We start from the raw sequence: 24,398 nt of genomic DNA, 5'->3' as shown, positions 1-24,398 counted from the left end.
GTCAGGCCAGCTCCTTGATCGACTGGAATTCGTTATCGACCAGGTAATGAGGGCGACCGGAGAAGTCAGACACCGTGCTGGTATGCGGATTGATGCCCAGATTGTTGTAGAGTGTGGCGAAGATCTCCTGGAAATGCACAGGTCGGTCCGTGGCCTCGCCGCCGAGGCGATCTGTGGCGCCGATGACCTGCCCATTCTGCATGCCGCCCCCGGCGAGCAAAGCGCAGGAAACATTCGGCCAGTGATCACGACCGCCTTTGTCATTCACACGCGGCGTGCGCCCGAATTCGCCCCAGGCGAGCACGGTCACATCCTTGTCCATGCCTCGTTCATGCAAATCCTGTACAAGGGCGGAGATTGCCTGATCGAAATCGGGCAGGTTTTCCTGCGCGTATTTGAAGTTCTGCCCGTGCCAGTCCCAAAAGCTGTAGCTGAGTGTCACCACGCGCACACCGGCTTCGACGAGCCGGCGTGCCAGCAGGAACTGCTCATTGAGCCGCGGCGCGGCATCGCCCTGAATTTTTTCAGTACCTTTGCCGTAGCGCTCGCGGACCTTGGGAGACTCTTTGGAAAGGTCGAGAGCATCCACAAGCTGCGAGGAGGTCAGAATGCCATAGGCCTGCTGCCGGAAGACATCGATGCCCGTCATGGTGCCCGAGGCATCCGTCTCGCGACGGAAGGTGTCGAAAGCAGAGAGCAGTCCTCGTCGATCCCCCAAACGCTCCAAGGTCACACCATTGAGTGACATGTCTTCTTTTCCACGCTCCAAAGGCATGAAGGGAGCATGCGCCACGCCAAGGAAACTCGGGCGCCCCTGATTGTAAGGCGTGTGCTTCATCTGCTGCGAGAGATTCACGTAGCCGGGCACCGTGGGTGCGCCGCCTTTGAGCTTGGACACCACACTGCCGATCTCCGGCCAGCCGCCCGGAGGCGCATTGTTGCTGAGGCGGCCCGTCACACACTGAAAGCTCTCATGCCGGTCCTTCGCACCCACAACGCTGCGGATGAAGGTGAGCTTGTCCGCCATCTTCGCCATGCGCGGCAGGTGCTCGCTGATCTGGATGCCTGAAACATTGGTGCCGATGGCCTTGAACGGACCACGCACCTCGGACGGCGCGTTCAGCTTGATATCATACATGTCCTGATGCGGAGGACCGCCCGGCAGGTAGACAAGGATGAGCGCCTTCTGCGATTTGCCGACTCCCTGAGCCGACTCCGCACGCAGCAGTTCTGGAAAGCTCAGGCCTCCGAGACCGAGACCGCCGATACGCAGAAACGAACGTCGCGAAAGGCCGTCACAGTAACGGTTGGCGGATTGTTTGGAGAACAGAGTAAGCATGGGGTCTAAACGGAGGCTGAGGCGAAGGTGTTGCGGTGGCGAGGTGAGGAAAGGAGGCTATTCACGATTGATGAACTCATCCAAGTTCATGAGCACCCGCGCGACAGCGACGAGCGTGGCGGCTTCGATCTGACGGGACACGGGCACGGAAGCGCTGGTGCCGCCCAAAATCTGCAAGGCCTCCGCGCCACCCTTCTGAACGCTGGCCAGCTGCGCGGCATGAAAGACGGTGAGCCGCTGCAGCTCCTCAGCACGTGGCGGACGGTTCAGCGTGCATTCAAAAAGATGACGCAGGCGGCCGGCTGTGCCCTGAGCTGACTCGTGCATCGTGCGCAGGGCGAGCGCCTGGGCGGCTTCGACGAAGACACTGTCGTTCATCATGGCGAGCGCCTGAAGTGGCGTGTTGCTGCGCTCGCGGCGCACGCAGGCGTCTGCGGCGTCGGGTGAATCAAAGGTGGTGAGCGTGGGATACAGCACGCTGCGCAGAGTGATGATGTACAGGCTGCGGCGGTAAATTTCGTCGCCAGGACTGGCCTGCCAGTTTGAAGAACGGCCCACATCAAAGACATCCTCCGGCAATGGTGGCCGGAAGCTGGGGCCGCCGAGGGTGCGCTTCAGCAAACCGCTGACGGCGAGTGCGGAGTCGCGCAGGATTTCAGCGTCCAGGCGGATGCGGTTCTGGCGGGCGAGGAGGCAGTTCAGCGGATCGAGTTCAACGATGTCTTCGCGATGAGTCGAAGACTGGCGGTAAGTCTCACTCATCACGATGAGCTTGATGAGCCGTTTGCGGCTCCAGCCATTGCGCATGAACTCAGAGGCCAGCCAGTCGAGAAGTTCGGGATGCGAGGGCGACTCGCCGGCGGTTCCAAAGTCATCCGGCGTTCGCACGAAGCCAAACCCGAAGAGCTTGCTCCAGATGTGATTCACTGCGACGCGACTGGTGAGCGGGTGCTGCGGCGAGACAAGCCAGTGCGCGAGATCGAGGCGGCCGGGCTCAGGCTGAACGGGCTTTGCCATCGGCGGCAGCGCGGAAAGGCTGGCGGGAATGACATCCGGTCCGCGGCGGGTGTAGTCGCCCGCCAGATGGACATAGGTCTGGCGGCGATCCTTGTCCGCCTCGGCCAGCGCCTGCGCCTTGGTCTTCGCATCATCACGATCCACGGTGTTGTCGAAGAAGGCATAAAAGCTGTAGTAGTCGCGAATGGTGATGGGATCGTATTTGTGCGTGTGGCACTGAGCGCAGCCCACGGTGAGGCCCATCCAGACACGACCGGTCGTATTGACGCGATCCACGATGTTTTGATAACGTGCCTCCTCCTTGTCCACCCCGGCTTCGGTGTTCAGTGCGGCATTACGATGAAAGCCAGTGGCGGTGATTTGCTCCGGCGAGGGTTGCGGCAGCAGGTCGCCTGCGATTTGCTCAATAGTGAACTGATCAAACGGAAGGTCGGTGTTGAAGGCACGGATGACCCAGTCGCGATACAGGTAGGCGTTGGGGCGTAGACCATCGCCGAGGAAGCCGTTGGAATCCGCATAACGCGCCATGTCCAGCCAGTGGCGCGCCCAGCGTTCGCCGAAGTTGGGCGAGGCAAGAAGGCGGTCCACGATCTGCTCGTATTGTTGTTCCGACCAATCGGATAGAACGGCGAGGTCGGATGGGGAAGGTGGCAGGCCGGTGAGATCAAGATAAACGCGGCGAATCAAGGTGGCAGGTGAGGCTGCTGGCGCAGGCTTGAGGCCGTGCGTGCGGAGCCTGGCAGCGATGAAAGCATCAATGGGATTTTTGCTGTCCGACAACGGCACCGCAGGGCGCGCGATCGGTTCAAAGGCCCAGTGATTTTGATACTCCGCACCTTCGGAGATCCAACGGCGGAAGAGATTACGCTCGGCTTTGGTAAGCTGCTTCGGCGACGAAGGCGGCGGCATCACGTCAGCAGGATCCGTGTGTGTGATGCGTTGCCACAACTCGCTCGCGTCGGGCTGGCCGGGCTTGATGGCAGCCTTCACGGCCTCGGCACGCACATCCAGTCGCAGGTCAGCCTCGCGCTTGTCTTCGTCCGGTCCATGACAGGCATAGCATTTCGCAGCGAGTATGGGACGAATGTCGCGATTGAATTCCACACGCGCTTCTGCAGCGAGAGCGCCGCAGGAGACCATGAAGACGAATGGAACGACGAGACGCATGGGCTAGCTGATCAGCAGTTCACGGAAAGGCAGAGTCTGCGCTATCTTGGTGCCGCCGTCTTCACCGAAGACCTTCACCGTGATGGTGGCAGCGTCCCAGTCGATGCGTAGATGACCGACGTTGGGCAGATGGTAGGTCTGGGGCATGCAGCGGTACTTGTTCGGCGTGGGGGTGCCGCGCGGATGCTTCTGCGTCATTGAGCTGGTGGTGAAATCAAACACGCCATTGTGCGAGAACTCACACCAGTGGCGGTCGCCACTCAAAACCACCGCAGTCTGCCCCCGCAGGAGTTTCAGCAGCTTCTGCTGCTCGTGCGGCATGTTGGCCCAGCATTCGCCACCATGCACTTCAGGGGCAAACTGGATGCTGGAAACGATCAAACGAAGTTCCGCCGGCTGCTGGAGCACTTGCGCGAGCCAGCTCCATTGCTCTGCGCCAAGCATGGTGGCGGCAGTGTCATCTGTGGGAACGTAAGAGCCGCCGAGCAAGGCTTTGTCCTTCGGCACTTTTTTAAGCGGACTGCGAAAGTAGCGTGTGTCCAGCATGACCACCTGCACGCGCTTGCCTGCCGGACCGAAGGTCCGCGCGTGATACACGCCCTCCTGCTGACGGCGTGGCGATGAAGCGGGTTCGTCGAGCCAGTTCCAGAACTCCACGTGCGCCTCTTTTTTTTGCGGATAGCTCCCGCCGCCATCGTTTTCGCCAAAGTCGTGATCGTCCCAGGTGGCGAGGATGGGCTTGTTTTGCAGGCCTTTGAAAAAGCGGCTGTTTTTGAGCAGCGCGTACTTTTCCTGCATCATCGGGATGCCGCCTTTGTCCGCATAGATGTTGTCCCCCATGAAGATGAACAGATCTCGCGGCAGAGTAAGCGTGCGGTCAAGCATCGGGTGGTCATGCGTGTCGAGGCAGGAGCCAAAGACGATGTCCTGCAACGGAAGCTCATCCGCTGCGTGGGCTGCCGCCCAACCAATGGCGGGAAGAGTGGCGAGGAAATGACGGCGGGTGTTGAGCCGGGGCATCGAAGAGAGCGCTGAGTTCATGGTACAAGTTTGGCAGCCTCTGCTTTTGCCTTCGCCAGCACGTCCGCCAGCGCGACAGGTTTGCCGCCTTGGCGCAGGCTTTCATCCGCCGCCTCCATGAAGGTGAATATTTCGATCGTCTCGGCTTCGCTCACCGGTGCCTCTCCCGTCCGGAAGAACTTGCCGATCTGCCGGCACAAGGCCTCATAGCTGATGGTTTTGGCCCCCTGCCGCACGCCCTTGCTGCCGTACACCAGGGCACCGAATTCGGATTTGCCTTTCACGATGCCACGATAAGTGCCAATTCGCCCGTCCTTCCACACGCCAGTGACCTGATCACTGATGGACCCCTTGGCGCGTGAAACGGTTTCGCAGCCAGTGCCCATGAGTGTGAAGAGCGATTCGATGCCGTGGATGGCGTAGAAAAACAAGTCCGGTGTGCCGCTCTGATAGGAACACGGCCCCCAGGTCGTCACGCCGAGGATGTCGCCAATTTCTTCGTTACCTTGCAGGGTGAGAAGGTCCGCCCCAAAGCGTGATGACGAACTCGACCAAGTCTTGACGTGATGCTTCTTCGCGAGCTCAAACAACGCGATGGTCTCCGGAAGAGTTCCCGCAATGGGTTTGTCGATGTAGACGAGCTTGCCCGATTGGAAGACCTCACGTGCTTCTTTCAAATGGATGCGCCCATCCACGCTCTCAATCAGCACAACGTCGACTTTTTCGAGCAGCTTGGAAATGGAGTCCACAATCTCCACGCCCATGCCGCGCACCTGCTCGGTGAATTTCGCCACGCGGTCCTTGCTGGCAGGCATGTCGGTGCCGCCGGGATAACCCGCCACCACCTTGATGCCCGCAAGATCACCATCGGCCTTCGGATTGTTGAAGAGCTTGGTGAATGCGGGCACATGCGAGGTATCGAGACCGATGATGCCTGCACGAAGCGGCTTGAGCGTGTCCTGGGAGAGAGCGGAGCCTGCCAGACTGAAGAAGAGAGCCGCGGCGAGTGGAAGAACCTGTTTCATAATGGCTGACACGTACGCTGTGAAGTGCTGAGGTTGATCAGGTCATCAGCCCCTGAATATCGATGAGGTGCAGCTGGCGTCCTTGGTCGCCATGTGGAGCGTCGATGCAGACCCAGCGTTCATCGCGGCTGGAACGTGGATGATTGTCCACACGCCATTCGCCGGAGTATTCCCGGGGCAGGTGGAACTCGCCGAGGTCGATGCGTTTGTTGGTGGCGATGTGATACAGGTGCGGCGTCTGGATGCGGCGCACGCTTTTGGGATAGGTGTCGTTCAGAATCCACTCGTTGCGATGCAGATAGGTCAGGTGGCCACCACTGTCGAGCACGCCATGACCGATCTCCTCAACGATGCCGCTGTCCTTGTCTTCGAAGAGGAAATCGCCCCACTCCTTGTTGCCGAGCCAGTCCTTGGCTTGGGAGAGGATGTGCGTGGCATCGCGCCAGATGAAGTGCGAGGCGTAGCCATTGGGGATGACGATGCGGAGATCACTGCCGTCCATGTTGGCCGTGATGAGGCGCGTCAGGTGGCCGCCTTTTGGCTGCGTCCAGCGGTGCAGCATGATGAAGCGTTTACCATCAGGACCGACGAGAAGGTGATAAGCGTGATGCTTTGAGCCGGGATGGTTTTCCATGACCACGCCGGTCTTGGCGAGCAGCTCGTGCGAGACAATGAGCTTCTCCGCGCCGGTTTCGAGGTTCACGTGGGTGACGCCGCTGCCCGCAGGGGCCATGTCATCAAAGAAGCGATCCTTGATGCCGGTATAGCCGTAGCCGGGCCGGCAATCGGCCACGCGTGAAAAATCACAGCTCACGGCTTCTTTGCCATTCGGTGCCAGCGCGTAGATGGGGCTGGGAATCGTGTGCTTCTCGCCCGTCTTCACATCGAGGATATGACTGACGAAGCGATCCTTCTCACGGTCATTCCAGATCACCTTGGACTCGGAGCCGGGAATCCATTGCAGCATGCAGCCCTGTTGCCAGCACCAGGCGCGGGACTTGCCGAGAGGGATCCATTTGTCTTTCTCCTGAAGATCGACCATGCCGACTTCGATCTCATCGTCCGCCGTCGGAGAGCGATGCTCGAAGCTGACCTTGTTGCTGAGCACAAAGCGATTGTCCGGCGAGAACTGGAGCTTGTCATAGTAGGCGAACCAATGAAACCCGGGGCCTTTGGTAATGACCCGTGTTGGCGGAAACTTGGGTGCCTCCTGCCCGCGTGCAGCGAGCGATCCGAGAGCAAGCGTGGAGAGAAACTGACGGCGGTTGGGGGATGAAGTCATGGCTGTAAAAATTGACGGTTTATTGTTTGGCGGCCTTTGCATCGAGCTCTGCAAGCTTGAAACGCACACTCACGATGTAAGGAGCTTCACCTGCCGTCCAATGTCCGTAAGTGGTGGTGACGATGGTGCCATCTGGCAGCACCTCGATGCCAGGGTAGGTGCAGTCAGCGCCTTTGGTGTTGTCCATGATGCGCACTCGATACTGACCCTCGGCACCGTTGACGATGTCCTCATATTTGCCCACCCATCCGACCCAGTCGCCCTTGGTCGAACTGACATGAGTGGTGTCACGGAAGCTGATGAACAGGCGGCCATCGGGTGTGTATTTGGCGACGTGGCGGTCCCCAGTCAGAGCTGCGGGCAGTTCCTTGGGCTCGCTCCAGGTCTGGCCTTCATCGTTCGAGAAAATGACAAACGAATTGTACTTCCGTGAATTCTCGCGCAGCAGCACGGCGATCTGCTTCCCATCCGGCGAACGCAACGCGCCAGGCTCGCAAAGGCTGGCATCTGGCAGCATGGCGATGGGTGCGGGCGCGCTCCATGTGAGTCCACCATCTTTGGAAAGTGTGGTGTAGACCCAAAAGCGCCATGCCTTTGCCGGTGCGCCTCGGATATAGCGGCCATCGTCATGGAAGAAAGCGAGATAATGGCCCGGTGTTTTCAGATCGATCACCGTGCCCATGGCGACGATGCCGCCGAAGTTGCCGATGGGTGCCAGTTCGCTCCAGTTTGCCCCATCATCTTCGGTAATGGCCATGCGGATGGGGTAAAGACCGCTGAACATGATGATGCGCTTCTTGCCATTCGCATCCACCACCCGGTGCAGCGTCGGCACCTCCAAGGAAGTCTCCCATGATTTTGGCGTCAGCAGCCGCTCGCCCCACGTCAGGCCCGCGTCATTGCTGCGCTTGTAAACGATGGGCCCGCGCCCGTGCCCCTTTGGATAGACGATGAGCATGGTTTTGTTGTCTTCGAGCAGCAGCGTGGTCGGGTGGCCGAGGTACTGGCCCTTCTCCTGATCCACGATGACCTGGCGCTCCTTCTCACCGCTGATATCAACGACAGGAATCGTGTAGCCCGGCGCGAGTTTTGTTTTGAGGCTCTTCGGAGGCACCAGAGTGACGTCCTTCTTTTGCAGCCCGGTTTGGGCGTAGGCGGAGGTGAGCAACAAAGGGACGAGAGCGGCAAGAGTACGAAGATGCATGCAAAGCAAACGGACAACCTCACGAAGGCTTTGCAAAGGAATCATCCTGGTGAAGCGCCCACCACCACCACCACGGTCAAGCGCCCAGCAGTTTCGTCATCGGGTGCCCTTCGTTCTGGTCAATGCGTTCGGGACGGCCTTTGTGGTTATAGACGAGCTTGGTGTGATCCAGGCCCATCAAGTACAGGATGGTCGAATGGATGTCATGCACATGCAGGCGGTCTTCGATGGCATAGAGCCCGAGGTCGTCGGTGGCACCGTAGGTCTGGCCGCCCTTCACGCCGCCACCGGCCATCCACATGGTAAAGCCTGTGGGATTGTGGTCACGGCCGTCGCCCTGCTCACTCATGGGGGTGCGACCAAATTCGCCGCCCCAGATGACGAGGGTTTCGTCGAGCAGACCCCGAGCCTTCAGATCGGCAAGAAGGCCGGCGATGGGTTTATCAACAGCATTGCAGAGGCGCGAATGATTCACCTCAATACCCTTGTGGCTGTCCCATTTGCTGCCGGCACCGCTGTAGAGCTGGATGAAGCGCACACCACTTTCGACGAGACGGCGGGCGAGCAGGCAGTTGCGGCCAAACACAGCAGTGGCCTCGTTGTCCATGCCGTAAAGCTGCTTCGTCGCCTCGGTCTCCTTGCTGAGATCCACCGCCTGGGGTGCCTCAGCCTGCATCTTGTAGGCGAGTTCATAGCCACGAATGCGGGCATCGAGCTCGGTGTTGCTGGCGCGGGATGCCCCGTAATCACGGTTCAAAGCACCAAGCAGGTCGAGCTTGTCGCGCTGACGTTTGCGATCCACGCCTTTGGGATTTTCCAGGTATTTGATCGGCACGCCGTCAGAGTTGAACTCCACGCCCTGATACACGGCGGGCATGAAGCCGGTGCCCCAGTTGCGCACCCCATTCACCACGGTAGCTTCGCTGTCTTTGATGACCACAAAGCCGGGCAGATTTTGATTTTCAGAGCCAAGCCCATACGAGGCCCAGGCACCGAGCGAAGGGCGCCCGCCAAAGACAGAGCCGGTATTCATGGAACATACGCCACCGGCATGATTGATACCGCTCGATGCACAGGAATGAATCACCGCGAGGTCGTCCGCATGCTGCGCCACGTTTTGAAACCAGTCCGAGATCCACAGGCCGCCCTGACCGTACTGCTTCCAGGTGCGTTTGCATTCGAGCAGCGGCGACTTGGTTTCCCCCATGGCGGTGATCGGCGGCTTGAAACTCGCAGGCAGAGACTGACCGGCCAGCTTGTTCAGCAGCGGCTTGTAATCAAAGGTGTCGAGGTGGCTGGGCCCGCCTTCCATGAACAGGAAGATCACGCTCTTGGCCTTGGCCGCACGCTGCGGAAGTGTGGTGGCGGCAGAGGCATTTTTTTCACCCATCAAACCGGCCAGTGCCACGGCACCGAAGCCGCAGCCTGCGGTTTGAAGAAACTCACGCCGAGTATTGGGAAGATCGAATCGATTGCAGCTCATGGTGTTAGTGAAGATAAAAGAACTCGTTCGTGTTCAGCAGGACCTGGCAGAGATCATTCATGGCCTGGCGGAATGGATCGTCCGCCTCAACCGTTTTCGTGTCCGATCCAGACCATGCCAGCTGCGAAGTCAGCGGATCTGCGGAACGCCAGATGACGAGACCGGCCGCCCATTTCTCAGCGTCTTCATTGAGCGCCTTGTCATCCAGCACGCCGCTGGCCACGCGCAAAGCCTCGATCCGGCCATCCCATTGATGCGTGGGCGCGCGCTTGTGCAGACCGCCAATCACGAGCTGCGAAGAGCCCATGCTGAGTTTCGAACGAATGTCCATGGGCACCACGACTGTCTGCGCTGCGGCTCCCGCCGTGTCGAGATCACGCACGGTGAAAGTGACGGTATGCCCGACACATGAAACACGTGCGGCAATGTGATAACGGCGGCCCAGTTCAATATGGATGTCCGATGGCACGACCTGATAGCCGATGTTGGAGTTCTCATCTTCTCCAACCACCTGGATGATGACGTTGCGCGGCTTGTAGCGTGATTTTTCACCTGTCACCCCAAGGCTCCAGCCGAAGGCCTCCAAGCTGTCTTTTCCGCCAAACCAGCGAGAGGCAATGGTACGCACCGAAGCATTCATATCAACGCTGTTCAGGCTCGCGATGGCCTCCACGGTGAATTCATCCCCCTCCTTCTCGCCGTTTTGGACGATGAGGCGCTCATGCGGGGAGTTCTCCTTGAATGCGCCACTGCTTTCATCCGCATCGTTTGCCACCACCGGCGCAGTCGCAGTGCCTGCTCGTTTCTTCAAAAAGGATTCTGCTTTCTGGCGCTCCAGCTTCGTGGGCAGCCGGCCCAGCACGGCGAGCCAGACATCATCAATGTTTTCCACGCGTGCGGCCAGCTTGCGTGCACGGGCCAGCAGCCAGTCGCCATTGAGCAGTTGCAGCGCCTGCGTCGGCGTAGTGGTGCTTTGACGTTCGGAGGTACTGGCAAAACCTGCGGGCGCATCAAGGGCACGCAGCAGTTCATTCTGATTGTTGCGCTTCTTTTTCGTGTAGATGGAGCGACGGGTGCCATTGCCATCATCGGCGGGACCACCCGCCTGCGGGTCAAGTTCGCCGCTGGCGGCCAGCAGCGCGTCACGCACCTGCTCCGCATCAAGGCGGCGGGGATTGAAGTGCCAGAGGTAATGATTGGACGGATCAATCTTCGCAATGGCAGAGGTCGGCTCACGCCGGGCAGTCTGTCGGTACGTCGCAGAAAGCATGATCTCACGATGCAGTGGCTTCATGTGCCAGCCATTGGCAACGAACTTGGTGGTGAGGTAGTCGAGCAGTTCGGGGTGCGTGGGTTTCTCGCCCAGCTTGCCGAAGTCACTCGCCGTCGCGACGATGCCGCGGCCGAAATGGTACTGCCATATGCGGTTCACGATGACGCGTGTGGAGAGCCGGTTGTCCGGGCGCGTGATCCAGTTTGCCAGCACAGTGCGGCGGCCTGTGGAATTGCCGATGGGTTTGATCTCGGGCTCCTTGGGCTCCAGCAAAGTGAGGAAGCCGGGGGCGATTTCCTGCTCTCCTTTGCGTGTTTTGAGCGCGACAGACGGCGCCTTGGGCCCCGCATCCGTCGCCACAAAGGCGTCCAGCAGGGGCTTCGGCTTGAGGTTGTCGAATTTCTTCATCTCTTCCTCCAGCGCTTTGTACTGCGCCTTCTGCTCATCCGTCTTGAGGCTCTTGATCGGATCAAAGGTGTCACGCACCTGCTGCATCTGGCGCTCGCACAGACCGGCGAGCTGTTTTTCCAAGGCCTCGCGCCTGTTGTCCGGCTTCCGCACCATCTCCTGCAGATCATCCGTGAAGCGTGTCAGCGCACGCTCCACCCGAGGCTCCAGGATCGGCTTCGTCATCGCGTCCATCTTGGCGCGGATGTCGGCGGTGGCGGTCTCCCATTTGGCCAGCTGTTCGTCGTGCGCTTTCTTTTGAGCAGGCGTCGCCAGCTTCAGATCATCGCGCCATTGCACCGGGGCCAGAAAGGCGCGCAGGCGGTAGTAGTCCTTCTGCAGGATGGGGTCAAACTTGTGATTGTGGCAGTGCGCGCAGCCCATGCTCAGGCCTAGGAAGAGCTCGCCGGTGGTGTCCGTCATGTCGGTGAGAATGATGTCCCACTGACCGCGCGCATCGCGCTGGTTCCATTCGTACACTGGATTGCGCAGGAAGCAGGTGGCGATCAGCACATCCGGATCATTCGGCGCGATCTCATCACCCGCGAGCTGCTCGCGCACGAATTGATCGTAGGGCTTGTCGTTGTTGAAGGATTTGATGACGTAGTCGCGATAAGGCCACACGGACGGACGATAGGCATCCGCATTGTAGCCGTCGCTCTCGGCATAGCGCACAAGGTCGAGCCAGTGCTGCGCCCAGCGCTCTCCGTATTGAGGGCTGGCCAGCAGTTCATCCACCAGCTTTTCATAAGCACGCGGGTCCTTGTTATTCACAAAGGCATCGATCTGCTCGCGAGTCGGTGGCAGGCCGTGCAGATCAAAATACACGCGCCGCACCAGTTCATTGCGGTCTGCCTCCGTCGCCGGGTCGAGCTTCATCTCCATCTGCTTCGCCATGATGAAGCGGTCGATGTCGTTGCGCACCCATGAACTCTTCACCGTGGGCGGTGAAACTTTTGCCACCGGTTTGAAAAACCAGTAGTTCCGCTGCTCCTCAGTGAAGCCGCCTTCTGTCACGACGACTTTCTCAGCCGCATCCTGCGGCCAAGGCGCGCCCAGCTTGATCCACTTTTCCAGAACAGCGATCTCAGCGTCGGGCATCTTGCCACCGTTGTTTTTAGGCGGCATCTGAAACTCCTCGTCTTTGTAATGAATCGCCTCGACCAAGGCCGACTTCTCCGGATGGCCAGGAATCAAGGCGGGGCCGGTGTCACCGCCCGTCTTTAAATAGCCGATGTTGTCCACACGCAGGCCGCCCTTCTGTTTGGTCTTGCTATGGCATTCGAAGCAGCGTTTCACCAAAATCGGGCGCACTTCGTTTTCGAAGAACTTCATCGCCGAACGCGCGGCATCGTCGTCTGCAGCAAACGACACTCCCGCAGTGTGGCAGGTGAGAAGGAAAAGGAGGGCTGGAAGGCGTGACCGTGTCATGTCGATAATAAAAGGCCTGAGGAGTACGTCTTTGGACACGAAAATTGGCAAAATCATGCCTGTTTGAGTGTCTTGGGAGGAAAAGAATGCTTCTCTGGGTGCCGCATGCCCCCCTGCTCCTGTAAGCCTTTGACAATCCTCCTGCTATTCGCTGCAGGAATGGCGGCCGCTGAACTGCCCGCGGTGGATCGTTTCAACTACATCCTCGGCACGCAGGCCATCGGTGGCAAGTACCAGTTCACCGGCCAGGATCCTCTGGTGGAGTCTGCCGAGGTCATCCACGCCATGGGGGCGAGTTGCATGAAATTCGACCTCCGGCCCAAACCGAAGCAGTATCCGGGCGCCCGTTCACTGGTCGAACTGGCACGCGACGAACCCGCCCACCGCAAGGTGCTGGACATGCCCTTTGCCAATTTCCAGCTCTGGGCCGAGCCTTTCGCGAACACTTCGTGGAAGCAGGGCTTCTCCAAAGCCCATGCGGAGCTGGAATATGTGGAAATGTACGCCCTCGTCGTGCATCTGCTGAAAACCTACAGTGGCACCGGCAAGACCTTCTACCTGGGGCACTGGGAGGGCGACAACCTCCTGCGCGGCAGCATCAGCAAAGCCGCAGACGCCCAAATGACCCCTGAGAAAGTACAGGGCATGATCGATTGGTTGACCACCCGGCAACGCGCCGTGGACGACGCCAAACGCGACACGCCCCACCAGGACGTTCAGGTCTGGCACTACACCGAGCTCAACCACCCCACAATCTCCCTGCGCGAAGGCCGCCCAACTTTGGCCAACCAAGTGCTCACCCATGTGCCGGTGGATTGTGTCTCCTACTCGGCCTATGACGTCACGAACGAGCCCAAGCCGGAGGCAATCAAAGCCGTGCTCAGCTACATCGAGTCCAAGCTCCAGCCGAAATCCGGCATTCAGGGCAGGCGTGTCTTCATCGGTGAATACGGCTACTCCGTGTTTCACAATGGCAGGTCACATCACTCGCCACAGGAGCAGGACCGCCTCTCACGCATTACCATCCAGGCAGCACTGGAATGGGGCTGCCCTTTCATTCTTTACTGGGAGCTTTACAACAATGAACTCGATGCCAGCGGTCAGCAGCGCGGCTTTTGGATGATCGACGACAAGGGCGTCAAACAGCCGGTGTATGAAACCCACCGCCTCTACTACCTATGGGCACGGCGGTTTGTCACTGAATGCATCACACGCACCGGCAAACCTCCCGCCGACACGGAGTTCAGAGCAGCAGCATCTGATTATTTCAAAGCGATCCGTTAGAAACTCAAGGCAGTGCCTTCACCAAGGCCGCAGCAATGGCCGCCATGCCCTTGTCACCAGGATGATTCGCCACGCCCGCGTGTTTGTAGGGCCGCTCTGAGCGTGCGTAGTTCGCTTCATCTTTGCTCAGGCTGCCGATGTTGACGTAAATGCCATCCACGGCGGCGCAGGCCTGCTGGAGGGCTTCATCCTTGGCGGCATTGGCCCAGAAGCAACTGCGCACGAGGATTGCGGGCTTGCGGTCTCCCTTGAGAGCACGCAGCAACGCGGCCACACTGGCCTGCAGCTTCATCTTGTCCTCGGCCGTCTTCAGACCCGGCACATTCTCACCGATGGCGAGGATGATGAGGTCCGCCTTGAACTCAATGGCCTCCTTCAGTTTGGCCGCGATGTCGTAGCCTGAGTAAGCGCGCTCAAAGTCGGCGATATTCTTCACCATCACCTGGGGTGCGGTGCCTGCTTTCTCCGTCAGAGCCTTGGTGACGAGGTGCACGTAGTCGTTTGCCTCGGCACTCGCTGCCATGCCCCAGTTGCCCGACCAGTCGATGTCTTTCTTCGGGCCGTGTTTGGTGATGCTGTTGCCGACGAAGAGCACCTTGGTCTGCGCCGAGGCGTGAACTGTGACGCAGATGAGGAAGAAGATGAGGAGGAGGAGACGATGAATGGTCATATGGTTGGATGGATGGAAAAATGTGATTACTGCGCAGGCCGGTGCATCACCCAGTCCCAGCGATCACCCGCCTGCTTGAGCTGAGATTCGAGATCCTGCGCGCTGAGGAGCCTCTGAGTGATAAGCTTTTGCAGGACGTCTTTCACCTGGGACAAGTAGGATTCCCGCGATGCATATCGTTCCGCCAGCGCTGGACGAGGATCATGCGCCGCTTCGCGTTGTCCACGCGTGGCTGCAAAAGGAACCCAGGCACCACGCAGCAGCACAGGCTCCAGCGGTGAACTCATCGAAGCCGAACGAAACACCCAGCCAGTTGCCGTGCCCAGAGGCACCGCCACGTCCGGCATGCGGATGCCAGCGATGTCATTGCCATCCGTATCCACCTGCGGCACCAGCAGCGGCAGTTCCGCACCTTCACCGGCGCCGTCAGCCCACCGGGGATTGCGCACGCGGCCGCCCGCTTTCAGCAGCCTCGGATCGCCCATGCCGGGGATGCTTGGAAACCGTACCTCTGCAACCGGAACAAGCGTGCCGTCCGCGAGTTTCGGATACACACTGGGCGGCGGAGCCGTGCCCTCCGTCACCCAGCGATGCATCGCCAGCCTCAGGGCCGTGACCACTGCGCTGGGATTGACGGGATTGGCCAGCGGCGCGTCTTTGGCCTGCGAGGTCGGAGGGAAGCTCGCTGCGCCGTGCTGTGTACCTGCGAAGAAATAGGAGCGCACATTTTCCGGGAATGAAATATCCTTTCCCCCGTCTGGAGTCGTGTGCGTCAGTGCCGCCACACGACCTGCACCCCAGTATTCAGCGGCCGTGTTCGTGTAGAAAACCTTGGGCGGATGTTTCACCCGTGAGTTTTCCAAGATGCCTTCCGCATGACCGCTCACAGCATCAGCCCGGGCCGTGTCTGCAAAAGGATACGAAGCCGTGTAAAAACCCGCCAAAGCGCGCGGGGTGGACCAGCGCTGGTTCAGCACCAGACGACCTGCGCCCGCCACATGGGACATCACACCATCCAATGTCTGGCGGTCCTGCTCATCGGTATTGAAGCCGAGATAAACAAAGTCGCGCAAAAACCGACCGCACTGCGAGGAGCCAAACGCATACGCATGTTTGACTGGGGCCAGTGAGCCTGCATCATGCTTCAGCCATGCCACGGCATCGCGGATGGCGGCATAGCCAAGTCCGGCCAGCGGCGGTGCTTCAGCCAGATAGAAGATCTCATACGTTTTCCCCGGCTCAAACCCGCCTTCCAGATGAAGCCGGTCACCCTTCAGGCTCCATGCTTTTCGCGCAATCTCAGTCCCTCCGGGATAGGCCATGCGCGACCGCACGATCAACCGGCTCTCAGGGCCTTCAGCGTTCACCGGCGGGTAAGACGTCAGATCCGTGAGTGTTTGTTCATCCGCAGGTTTGTCAGGCGTGAAGGTGGCACTCACCACGCCACGAATCGCACTGCCATCCTTGTTTCGCGCCGATGGCACCTGGATGCTCATTTTGCCGGGCTGTGCGGGCACGTCGAACTCCCAGCCGACATTCAACACGGTGAAGCCATTTTTCACGATCCAATCGCTCAGCCCCGCCTTGCCTCCACGGTTTGGAATCTCCACCCAGGCAGCGCCATTGCTGCTCGCAGCGGATTTCGGCTTCAAGAGGCGCATGTCCGCAGAAAAACTGACCTTGCCCGCCGCATTCACCGGAGCCAGCGACACATCGGCGATGACGGCATTGCCAGGCAAAGCTGGATCAATTTCGAAATAAAGCCGTCCGACGATCTGCTCATAGCCGGTCGTTCCCATGTTCGAACGCTCCAAGACCTCCACGCGTACAACAGCAGCACGCACGTGGCAGGCGATCAGCAGGAAAAGGAAGAATCGAGGAAACAAAGACATCGCTTTAATACAGCACCTATTTCTATTTTTTGACAGCGACCTCATCTCACGATCGCGGGGGAACTTGCAAAACGTCACGCGAGTCCCACATGCTTGAGCGCCTCAATGGGAGGCCCTTCGAAGGTGCCGGAGGGCATGTTGCCCACATAGCCGATGGCTTTCATGCCTTCGGGTGTGGTGTAGTAGCCGCCTGCGGTGAGATCGCGAAAGCGTTTGAAGAATGTCGCAGCCTTCTTGAAAGCGGGCAGCGGCTTGGCGGCAGCAATATCACTGCAAATGGCGGTTTGCTGTTCGAGCGCGAGATCAGCAAACACTTTGCCAAAACGGGTGTTTGCCTCCTGATCGATCCACTGCAGGCCTTCGAGCACGAGACGTCGATCACCTGCTTGCGCAGGATAGGGCGAGCTGATCCATTCGTCGATAAAGTCAGGCACGCCGAGAGCCGAGGCACTGGGTGAAGCTTCATCCGCAGGCAGGATGACATCGCACAGGGCACGCGTGGTGCGGCGCTGGGGTTCGGCAAGCGTGAGCGGCCAGACATCACCGGGCTTGTACACTTTCACCATCACCGGATCAGGCCCGTAGCCCTGGGCTTTGATGGGGCTGGCGTCAGCCGCGAGAAGATTCGGATCACGCACAGCCATGGTCGCCGTGGCGGTGAGCATCCATTGCAGCGCCTTGCGGCGGTCCATGCGGGGGAGTTCGTCAGGGGTGCTCATCAGATGTTTCCTTTCTTCATTTCGTCCATCAGGTGGTCAGCCATGCGCCAGGCCAGCGCCATGATGGTGAGCGTGGGGTTCTTGTCCGCCGTGCTGGCGAAGGGGGCACCATCCGCCAGGAAGAGATTTTTCACGTCCCAGGTCTGGCTCCATTGATTGGTCACCGAGGACTCGCGGTTTGCGCCCATAATCGCTCCCCCGACCTCATGAATCACCTCGCCACCGCGCCGGATGAGCTTGGCCGGATCTGAATCGGCCTTCGCCGACACTTTGCCGCCCATGGCTTCGAGCAATTCACGGATGCGCTGCTGCTGATGCTTCACCTGGTTGAGTTCGAAGTCCGTCCACTTCCAGTGGAAGCGCAGCACCGGGATGCCCCACTGATCCTTCAACTCGGGATCGAGTTCGCAGAAGGAGCCGTCGTTCGGCAGCATGGTCCCCTGCGCACCAAAGCCAAGCTGACAGCCGTAGTACCGCCGTGCCTCTTCTTTAAGCTTTGCACCAAACAGCACACCCTCGTGGCCCAGCTTGCTCTCGATGCCGTTCAGCGTCGTCAGCGAAGGCATCTGTCGCCCACTTGTAAACTCCAGATGGTAGCCGCCGGGAAAGCCCAGCTCGCCTTTGCTGTTTTGCGCATGCAGCGTCCACGGCACATAGGCGTGCGGACCACCGGCGCCATCCTCATTGTGGATCGGCATTCCCTCAAAGGCCGAAATGTACGCGCTGAGACTGCTCGACACCGAGTCCGTGACGTATTTGCCCACCTTGCCACTGGAGTTCGCGAGTCCCTGAGGAAACGCATTCGACTTCGAGTTCAGCAGCAGCCGCACTGACTCCTGAGAGCTGGCTGCCAGCACCACGGCACGGCCCTTGGCGTACCCCTCGCTGCCATTCGTCTTGTTGATGAACGTGATGCCCGTGGCCTTGCCCTGTTTGTCCAGCGTGACCTCCCGAGCCATCGCATTCGGCAGAATGTCGAGGTTTCCCGTGGCCAGCGCGGGCCGCAGATGCACCGTTTGCGAATCGTAGTTGGCACGGATGGAACAGCCGCGATGGCAGTCCGTGGCCCAAAAGCAGGGCGACCGTGTCCGCATGGAATCCGCCAGGATGCTCTGCGCCTTGGCATTGCCTGGGTGCAGCTTGGCTGGCAGCGTGTCCGCATCCTGAGGCTTGGTCAGCACCGCACGATGAATGGATACCACGTGCGCCCCGACCTTTTTACCGTGCTTCTGCGCATAAAGCTCGCCCACGCGCAGCTTGGGTGCTGGTTGCAGTACGCCTGGCGATGAATTCGGAGAGTTCTCCAAGCCTTCGTTCGTGCCGAAGACGCCGATCAGCATCTCCACCTTGTCGTAGTAAGGCGCGATGTCGTCATAGCCGATCGGCCAGTCGAACCCGAGATCAAAGCGTGTGCGCGGCTTGAAATCATACGGCCCGTTGCGCAGAGAGATGCGCCCCCAGTGGTTGGTGCGCCCGCCCATCATGCGCTGCCGCCACCAGCGGAACTGATCCTCCGGCTCCTTGCTCGCATTGGTATAGGGCTCACCGGGAATGTCCCAGCCGCTGTTGATCGAGCAATCGTGGAAACCGTACTGCTTGTCAGGCGTTCTCTCACCGCGCAAGGGCGCCTGGCTTGGCAGCTGCAGCATCGCCACCTCAGACTGCACATCAAACGCACGACCCGCCTCCAGAATGAGCACCTTCAGGCCCTCCATCGTCAGCGTGTAGGCCGTCTGCCCGCCGCCCGCCCCCGAACCAACGATGACCACGTCATAAGAATCCCGGAGTTTGTCGGCGGTGATGATGGGCATGAGATAAGAAAGGAACTCAAAAGCGAAAACGCATGGTTTTCAAACCTCTTCCAGCATCATTTTTGCGTCGCCAAAAATCTTCGGGTGCTGGCCCATCTTGTCCATCATGGACATGAAGAGACGGCACATCTGGCGCTCAGGCTTGTCTTTATAGTCGAGTGCACGGCCACCTTTGAGCCGCCCGCCAGCGCCGCCGAGTACAATGACGGGAAGCTGGTCGTTGTCGTGTTTGGCACCGGCCATCATGCTTGAGCAGTGCATGATCATGGTATTGTCCAGCAGCGTGCGCGAACCCTCCTGAATGGCGTCCAATTTGCGCGCAAGGTAGGCCAGCTGCTCCATGAAGAACTGGTTCACCTTCAGCCAGTCCTCGGCATCGCTGTGGGAGAGCAGATGATGGATCATGTAGTCGATGCCATGCCCGACCTGTTGCACACTGGGCAGATTGGGAAAGCGCAGGGCGCTGTGGTCATTGTTGAGCTTCAAGGTGGTGATGCGCGTGGTGTCAGTCTGAAAACCGAGCACGAGAAGATCAATCATAAGCTTCATGTGTTCGCCGATGTCCTGAGGGATGCCATCGGCAGGACGCTTGATATTGGGTTTGTCCAGCGTGGGCCGCCAGCCCTGCAGCTCGCCACGCTTGCCGGCGTTTTCGATGCGCTTTTCCACATCGCGAACGGAGTCGAGATATTCATCGAGCTTGCGCTGGTCATTGAGGCTGATGTCACGCTTGAGATCCCGTGCTTCAGCGAGCACCGCATCCAGCACACTTTTATCAGCAGGAGAGGCTTCGTCTTTGAAGAGTCGGTCAAAGGCCAGTGCGGGGTAGAGCTCCAGCGGTGTCGGAGTGGTGGGCGAGCTCCACGAGATGTGGGAGCTGTAGAGCATGGAGTAGTTTTTATGCACCGAGGGGTTCGACTTCTCACAGGCCAGCACAAGGCTGGGCACCTTGGTGCTGCGGCCATAAGTCTGCGCGAGCACCTGGTCAAAGCTGGTGCCTGAGCGGATCTCGCCGCCGGAGGCAATCGGTGCGCCGGAGAGCATGTTGCCAGTCTGCGAGGAGTGGATGTTTCCCTTCCGTGCCTCCTCATGATAGAGGCCGCGCACAAAGAGAAGCTTTTCGCGAAAATCGTGCAGAGGCTGCAGGACTTTGCCCAGCTCCATCCCCTTCCCTTCGCCTTTGGCCCACCATTCCTTCGAATGAAAGCCATTGCCGGAAAAGGTGACGCACAGGCGCACCGGAGCCTCGCTGGCGGGCTTGTCACGTTTGGGTTCATCTCCCCAAACATTGAAGGACTCCATCCACGGCAGTGCCATGGAGATGCCTGCTCCGCGCAGGAAGGCTCGACGTGAGTAATGATGTGTGTGCATAGGAGTCAAATCAGTGCTGGGCGATGGTGTCTTTTCCCCGCACTTCCAGGAACTGCGGGCTGTGGGTGATGAGGTCGATCAGAGAAACCATGCGGCGGTCGCTTTTGACCATGGACTCGATCAGGGGCTTGTCTGAAAGCTGCACGCTGCGGCCCAGGGCATAACCGAGCAGCTTGCGGCAAAACTGACGCACGAAGTCATCGCCGCGCTTGTCGATCAGATAGGCACGCAGATCGGCGAGACCATCAACGGCCGTGCCATCTGGCAAAACGGTCTTTGTATCCGCTTTGCGCGAACGGCCAATGGCATCAAAGCCCTCCAGGGCAAAGCCAAAGGGGTCGATGCGACGATGGCAGCCGGAGCAGTTTTCATCGCGGCTGTGGCGCTCGATGAGCTGCCGCTCACTGAGATTGGCAGGCGTTTCCTCCGGAAGCACGGGCACGCCTTTCGGCGGAATAGGCAGCTTGTCCCCCAGAATCACTTCGCTGAGCCAGGTGCCACGCAGAATGGCGCTGGTGCGGGAGGCACCTGATTGCTTGGCAAGGGTGGCGGCAAACCCGAGGATGCCACCGCGGCCTTTGGTGTGCAGTCCATCAATGCGCTGCCAGGAATTCCCCTGCACCTCCAGCGCATAGTGCTTGGCGAGGCTGGCATTCAAAAAGGTATGATCGGCATCGAGCAGCGAGAGCGCGCTGCGGTTGTTCTGAAAGAGGTCGATGAAGAAGCGGGTCACCTCCTCCTGCATGTCTTCACGCAATGAGACAAAAGTGGGAAAGTGACGCTCGCTCTTTTCATCCAAAGTGCCGACATCGCGCACATGCAGCCACTGGCAGCCGAACTCCGTGGCGAGGCGGCGTATTTTGGCGTCTTTCATCATGCGCTGCACCTGCGCCGAGAGCACGGCGGGATCATTCAGCTTTCCAGAAGCTGCGAGCTGGCCCAGTTCGGCGTCCGGACAGGATGACCAGAGAAAGTAGCTGAGACGCGTGGCGAGCTCATGTGTGCTGACCGGCGCGGCTTTGGAGCCGGGCATGGCTTTCTCCCCGCGATAGAGAAATGCAGGGGCGACAAAAACGCGCGCCAGCATCATGCGTGTGGCAACGGCGTGCGGCAGCTCCTGGCTGCGCATTTTTTGGTAGAGAGCCTTCAGCCCTTCACGCTCTCCACGGCTCAGGGGCCGACGCCAGGCTTTCTCTGCAAACTCAATCACGGCGGCCACCTGCGCGGGCTCTGCCTCAACAAGCTGACGCTTGAAGGCGGCGGCCGCATTCATGATGGGCGCACGCATCGGCTCAAAGGCGCTGGGCTTCGCGTCCTGGGTGGCAAACTGGAATAGCTGCTCGAAGACATCCACCTGCTTCAGCGGCCATTCACTGACGAAGCGCAGCTCATCCCAAAGGCGGTCGATTTCGGCTCCTTCGGCCTCGGTGAGCATGAGGCGTTTCAGATGGTCATCCTCACGGTGAAAGAGCGTGAGCGTGACAACTTCATCGATCGGCACAATCTGAGTGTAGCAGAGCGCGATGGGAAAAAGACTGCGAAACTCATCAAAGGCGGCCTGGAAGCGGCGGCGGGCGGCGCTTTGCTCGCTCACAATCACTGGTGCGCTGTGATGAGTCTGCAGATTGTTGTCAGACCACAGGCCCTTCGACTGCGCGGTTTGCGCTTCGTCCACGGCGAGGCCTTTGAGCGATTCGGGCCTGACGTCATGCACCTGCATCTGCACGCTGCCTTCGGGGTTCAGCAGCCGGGCCGTGACCACCAGTTCCGTATCTTCCAGCAATTCGGCAGGAACCTTGATCTCGACTACCGAGGGAGCTTTCACTTCGTAGTTGGATGCAGCGGCGGTGCCGGAAGCATGCTCCTTCAAGACAGCCATGAGCAGAGGTCCCGTGGCTGACAGGAGCTGGCGGCGCAGGGCCTGCTCGGGTGATCCGGCAGGAAGTGTGGCAGGATCTTTTTCAAGCAGCGCCCGAACCTCCCCCGCGAGCAGCTCACGCTCGGCCGCATCCTTGGTCTTGCGCCAGCGGGCCAGAGGTGATCCACCAGGAATCGCCGAGTCCACCTGCTGAGCCGCAGGCTGGCTGAGGAAATGCCAGGCTCCATGGGGATTCCCCGCCAGGATGTTTGGAGACACATCCTTTGCCAGATCCCAGGTCGTCCGGCCATCCGTGAGAGTCAGATTTACCGTGGTGAGATCGCAGCTGTGGTTTCCATCTTTGGGGCCGATCACCATTGCGACCACATCTCCTTTCATAACTTGAACCTTGTCGAAGTCTCCTGTGGAAACGCGTTCCGATCCTTTGCTGACTCCGGAGGCGAGCACATCCCGCATGTGGCCCCGGCGAACCTCCAGGGCCCAGGTGAACCCATTGCCGCATGCTACGTCTGCGTCCGCCACATCCCCATGGATATGCAGCGAGCCGCTGACAGGGCTGCGCCATGCGATGACCGATGCGCGTGTAGGAGAGGGATGCGTGGCGACGCTGTGCGCCTGCATCAAGCCCGGAATGCGCGGCGTCTTGTCGGAGGAGTTTGCCAGCACGCTGAGCGCCTGCTCGCCCGACCATCCCTTGATGAAATTGTAATTCGGAACACTCTGAATCTTTTTGGTGAGCAGCGGCTCCAGCTTCACCTGGCTGGCCGATCCGACGCCGACATAATCCAGCCACCCCAGCAGCAGCGAGGCATCCACGCCATGTTTCTCCGCCAGCGCAGCCACATCGGTGCGCTCGGAGTTCATCTGCGCCTCATGCACCGCAGCCAGACAGGGCAGCACACTGGCGACCAGCTGTGTGCGCCGCTGCAGCAGACGCTCCATGAGCCTTGGCACATCGCGCAGTGGAAGATCGGCACGGCCAGGGGCCACCAGCCGCGCATTTTCCCACACGGCCGAATCGTTCTCGCTGCCATCCCCTGCATCCGTCGTGGTGAAATAGAGGGCGCGATCTCCTCCATCCTTGGGAGCCGTGAGCTTCATGCGGATCTCATGCCGGGCCACCAACGGAGCCACGGGCTCCTGCCAGGCTTTGGGACCGTTTTCTTTGCCGATGTGTCCCACACTGGCAAACCGCCACAAGGCCTGCTGCCAGGCGGCCACATCTGCCGCAGTGAGCTTTCCCGCACGGAACCTGGCGCGTAGCGGATCCAGCAGCATGGATGGCTGTGAACTGCTGAGAGCCTGTCTGAGCAATGCCAGGTATTTCGGGCTCAGCCCCTCGGTGCCCCCCTGCCCCTGCAATGCTGCGAGGTATTTGCCCAGCGGCAGACGACCTTCGTCTTTGGCGATGATTTTTGCACCCGCCACTTTCAGTTGGGACTGTCCCGTAGATTCGCTGTAGCGTCGATAGATCTGGCGGATTTTGGCCAGAGCATCGTCCGCCCAATCACGCGGTGAGTTAGACTGGGAAAAGTGCATGCCCTGCGGAGTGAGCACCGCATGAGAGGCGACCTCCTTGGCCGCATCCAGGTACTTGCCGAGCAAAGCAGGAGACATCACGAGCGCCGCACCGGCATTGGTAAATCCTTCGCCCGCCGCGCCATCCACGGGAAACTCCTTCGCGGGATCAAGTGATTCCACACCCGTCAAATCCCGAAGCGTGTAAGAGTACTCCATGTTCGAGAGGCGGCGTAACACCACGGGCCCGGGATCACCGGCACTCGCGAGGGCTACTTCCTCCAGCCGGTCCTGCACCCACTTGGTCAGCAGCGTTTTTTGTGCACTTGAAAACTGCGGCTCTTTCTTCGGCGGCATCTCACCCATATGCAGCTGCTCCAGCACTCCTTCCCAGATCATGGGCTCCCGCTTGATGTCTGCCACGGAGGCAAACCGCTCCAGATCAAGATCCCCCTTTTGTTTTTCTGTGGAGTGGCACGAATTGCACCGCTCTTTCAGCAGGGGCAGGATCGAGTTTTGGAAATCTTCCGCGCCAAACGCCGCGCCATGAAGAGCCATGCATGCCG

15 protein-coding genes are annotated in these 24,398 nt (G+C 59.7%); 1 reads left to right on the top strand and 14 read right to left on the bottom strand.

Translation table 11 applies throughout. The features are described from left to right. Nucleotide 1 precedes the first annotated feature (1 nt). The 8 genes from ACILSL_RS00215 to ACILSL_RS00180 form a co-directional block, all read right to left on the bottom strand. Nucleotides 2-1,339: a DUF1501 domain-containing protein gene (locus tag ACILSL_RS00215; RefSeq protein ID WP_395729972.1), complete on the bottom strand. Its 1,338-nt coding sequence runs from the start codon at nt 1,337-1,339 to the stop codon at nt 2-4. 57 nt (nt 1,340-1,396) lie between these two features. Beyond that, nucleotides 1,397-3,523 (bottom strand): PSD1 and planctomycete cytochrome C domain-containing protein, encoded by a 2,127-nt coding sequence (locus ACILSL_RS00210; RefSeq protein WP_395729971.1) that lies wholly within the window; start codon nt 3,521-3,523, stop codon nt 1,397-1,399. 3 nt (nt 3,524-3,526) lie between these two features. After that, nucleotides 3,527-4,564, bottom strand: a complete 1,038-nt coding sequence (locus ACILSL_RS00205; protein ID WP_395729970.1) for an alkaline phosphatase D family protein — start codon at nt 4,562-4,564, stop codon at nt 3,527-3,529. Beyond that, nucleotides 4,561-5,568 carry a Gfo/Idh/MocA family protein gene (locus ACILSL_RS00200; protein WP_395729969.1) on the bottom strand — a complete coding sequence of 336 codons (1,008 nt, stop codon included), beginning with the start codon at nt 5,566-5,568 and terminating at the stop codon, nt 4,561-4,563. The genes ACILSL_RS00205 and ACILSL_RS00200 overlap by 4 nt, the downstream gene beginning before the upstream one ends. A 37-nt stretch (nt 5,569-5,605) precedes the next feature. Continuing rightward, complete coding sequence (locus ACILSL_RS00195; protein WP_395729968.1) at nt 5,606-6,850, bottom strand: hypothetical protein; 1,245 nt, start codon at nt 6,848-6,850, stop codon at nt 5,606-5,608. Between the two features lie 19 nt (nt 6,851-6,869). Next, on the bottom strand, nt 6,870-8,054 hold the full coding sequence (locus ACILSL_RS00190) for a sialidase family protein (protein ID WP_395729967.1): 1,185 nt from the start codon (nt 8,052-8,054) through the stop codon (nt 6,870-6,872). Nucleotides 8,055-8,130: 76 nt separating this feature from the next. Further along, nucleotides 8,131-9,537: a DUF1501 domain-containing protein gene (locus ACILSL_RS00185; protein WP_395729966.1), complete on the bottom strand. Its 1,407-nt coding sequence runs from the start codon at nt 9,535-9,537 to the stop codon at nt 8,131-8,133. Between the two features lie 4 nt (nt 9,538-9,541). Next, nucleotides 9,542-12,688, bottom strand: coding sequence for a DUF1549 domain-containing protein (locus tag ACILSL_RS00180; protein ID WP_395729965.1), 3,147 nt, complete (start codon nt 12,686-12,688; stop codon nt 9,542-9,544). A gap of 159 nt (nt 12,689-12,847) precedes the next feature. On the opposite strand from ACILSL_RS00180, the gene ACILSL_RS00175 reads away from it, so the two are divergent. Next, entirely contained in the window at nt 12,848-13,972 is a 1,125-nt protein-coding gene (locus ACILSL_RS00175) for a hypothetical protein (protein ID WP_395729964.1), read from the top strand. A 4-nt stretch (nt 13,973-13,976) separates the two neighbouring features. On the opposite strand, the gene ACILSL_RS00170 is transcribed toward ACILSL_RS00175, so the two are convergent. From ACILSL_RS00170 to ACILSL_RS00145, 6 genes are all read right to left on the bottom strand, one after another. Continuing rightward, entirely contained in the window at nt 13,977-14,642 is a 666-nt protein-coding gene (locus ACILSL_RS00170) for an SGNH/GDSL hydrolase family protein (protein WP_395729963.1), read from the bottom strand. Between the two features lie 26 nt (nt 14,643-14,668). Then, nucleotides 14,669-16,534, bottom strand: coding sequence for an alpha/beta hydrolase domain-containing protein (locus ACILSL_RS00165; RefSeq protein WP_395729962.1), 1,866 nt, complete (start codon nt 16,532-16,534; stop codon nt 14,669-14,671). A gap of 74 nt (nt 16,535-16,608) precedes the next feature. Continuing rightward, nucleotides 16,609-17,253, bottom strand: coding sequence for a gluconate 2-dehydrogenase subunit 3 family protein (locus ACILSL_RS00160; RefSeq protein WP_395729961.1), 645 nt, complete (start codon nt 17,251-17,253; stop codon nt 16,609-16,611). Beyond that, nucleotides 17,253-19,064 (bottom strand): GMC oxidoreductase, encoded by a 1,812-nt coding sequence (locus tag ACILSL_RS00155; protein ID WP_395729960.1) that lies wholly within the window; start codon nt 19,062-19,064, stop codon nt 17,253-17,255. Before ACILSL_RS00155 ends, ACILSL_RS00160 begins: the two co-directional genes overlap by 1 nt. 39 nt (nt 19,065-19,103) lie before the next feature. Continuing rightward, the gene (locus ACILSL_RS00150; protein WP_395729959.1) at nt 19,104-20,435 is read right to left on the bottom strand and encodes a DUF1552 domain-containing protein; all 1,332 of its coding nucleotides are present in this window, start codon (nt 20,433-20,435) and stop codon (nt 19,104-19,106) included. 10 nt (nt 20,436-20,445) lie between these two features. Further along, nucleotides 20,446-24,390 carry a DUF1592 domain-containing protein gene (locus ACILSL_RS00145; protein ID WP_395729958.1) on the bottom strand — a complete coding sequence of 1,315 codons (3,945 nt, stop codon included), beginning with the start codon at nt 24,388-24,390 and terminating at the stop codon, nt 20,446-20,448. Between the last annotated feature and the right edge of the window lie 8 nt (nt 24,391-24,398).

Origin of the sequence: Prosthecobacter sp. (assembly GCF_044222345.1) — a bacterium.
Classification (GTDB): Bacteria; Verrucomicrobiota; Verrucomicrobiia; order Verrucomicrobiales; family Verrucomicrobiaceae; genus Prosthecobacter.
The sequence above is the reverse complement of the archived record's forward strand: the minus strand, read 5'-3'. Positions and strand labels throughout refer to the sequence as shown.